The organism is Limisphaera ngatamarikiensis (assembly GCF_011044775.1).
GTDB lineage: Bacteria > Verrucomicrobiota > Verrucomicrobiia > Limisphaerales > Limisphaeraceae > Limisphaera > Limisphaera ngatamarikiensis.
Map to the genome: position 1 here is coordinate 5,020 of NZ_JAAKYA010000065.1, position 1,795 is coordinate 6,814.

General features: G+C 57.3%; 3 protein-coding genes. All 3 read left to right on the plus strand.

Features of this window, described 5'->3' with window-relative positions; translation table 11 throughout:
- Positions 1 to 721, plus strand: a 721-nt coding sequence (locus tag G4L39_RS09680; protein ID WP_165107815.1) for an RHS repeat-associated core domain-containing protein, incomplete at its 5' end; no start/stop codon positions are given.
- A 17-nt stretch (positions 722 to 738) separates the two neighbouring features.
- Positions 739 to 1,080 (plus strand): hypothetical protein, encoded by a 342-nt coding sequence (locus G4L39_RS09685; protein ID WP_205880927.1) that lies wholly within the window; start codon positions 739 to 741, stop codon positions 1,078 to 1,080.
- Positions 1,081 to 1,593: 513 nt separating this feature from the next.
- Positions 1,594 to 1,795: hypothetical protein (locus tag G4L39_RS09690; RefSeq protein ID WP_205880928.1), on the plus strand; the 202-nt coding region annotated here is incomplete at its 3' end.

Here is a 1,795-nt window from a genome sequence, read left to right on the forward strand (position 1 = left end):
CCCGTTTGTGGAGCCCTTGCGGCTGACGGGCCCTGCGACCGGTTCGAATCCGTTCCGGTTCAGCACGAAGCGGACGGAGGACGGCACGGGCTTGGTGCTGTACGAATACCGCGCCTACAGTCCCGCCCTGGGAAGGTGGTTGAGCAGGGATCCCATGGTTGAACGCGGAGGGTTGAACTTGTGCGGATTCGTGGGAAACAATCCGATCGACGTTATTGAATACCTCGGCTTGAAATGCGTAGAGGCAACTGGAAAGAATGGTCGTCCCAGAATTGTGTTCGACCCCTCGCCACCAAACGGAGGATGGACAATCAGTGGTCTATACTTCACGATGAATCCTGAGGATGACACTTACGATGGGATTGCCATGATGTCTGGATTAGAGCTTACCTGGTCTGCATCGGTCGCAGTTCTCTGTAAATGTAGTGATGGCTGCTACCACATAAAGCGAGGAACAAGAGTTTCCGAAGCAACAGTCCAATATGAGGTCTTCGCTTACCAAGCGGGAGCGATGCCAATAACCATCCCGACTCCAACAACACTGGGTGAACTCATCGGGGAAGGTATTGCAGCTGTCTTGGATGCATATTTGCCCAGGCCCATGTCGATCTGCCCAGAGGATCTTAGAGAATTGGCGTCCAGAGTCAGGGCTACGAAGTCAAAGAATCCGTGGGATGGGAGATGGAAAGGAGGAAGATCACCGTGCCAAGAAGCAAACTAGTTCTCACGTTGGCTGGCATGACGGTGATAGGCATCGCGTTTTACGCCGGCTACGCCACAGGGAAATACCGGATTGTAAAACGTGAACTTAACGTGTCCATCCCGGTCAATGTTCACCTGTACCAGACCATCAAGCAGGGGGATCAGGATAAAGCGGCCACTCTGATAAGCATGATTCTGATGGGGAAGTTGGATCGATATGATTCAGTCACAAATGATCTTCTATTTCGGTTAGCAGGCGGTGGTAAATTACTCGATTCAGCCCGATTTCAAGAATCGATTGCCGAGGCTCGGAAGATAGTCGCAGAAGAAAAAACAAATCTGGTGACGGTCGTGGCACCAGTGCGCAAGAAGAAATAGATGTAGGCCCAGCGGTGTCGAATCGTTCGAGGTGACCAATGGTGGCTGGACGAACGGTGAGGAAGAAATCTAATGGGGTTCAGGAAGCACCGAAGTTGGCAGAGTAATGAACACCCGCTGCGCAGAGCATGGGCTTCGTTGTCACTGCCTAGTGCGGAGGGCCCAGAAGCAGACCGCAGCCACTTTCGCCACGCACGCTTTGGTTCTTGCGGCTCCTTCGCGCAGACCCCGGGCAGGGCTGCCGGCGGGCCGCCGGCGCCATGGAAAATCCCGGCGGGCGCTTACTCGCCCTCGGGCTGCGATGGGCCAGCAGCCTTCGCGCCGGTCTGGCAACAGGCTGCTACCGACGGCAAAGCATGGCTACAACCAGTCCAGCTTCCGGACTCTGTTAGGGACAGGCCGGCTTGAAGCCTGCGGTGGAGCAGCAACACGGTCAACCGGCTCAACCAGTACACGGCTCGGACGGTGCCGGGGGTGGTGGGGGTGTCGGGGGAGGCGGTCGAGGGAGCGACGGTGACGTTGTGGTGGGGGACCAACGACTGGGCGCCGGTGATTCGGCAGGGTCGGTACTGGTATGGGGAGGTGTGGGTGAACAATGCGACGGGTGCGGTGGGGGTGGTCGTGACGAATCTGGGGGTGGTGTGGGGGAATCCGGACCGGCTGCAGGGGGAGGTGCGGACGGCGGTGGTGGTGCAGACGCCGGAGCTGATGAACT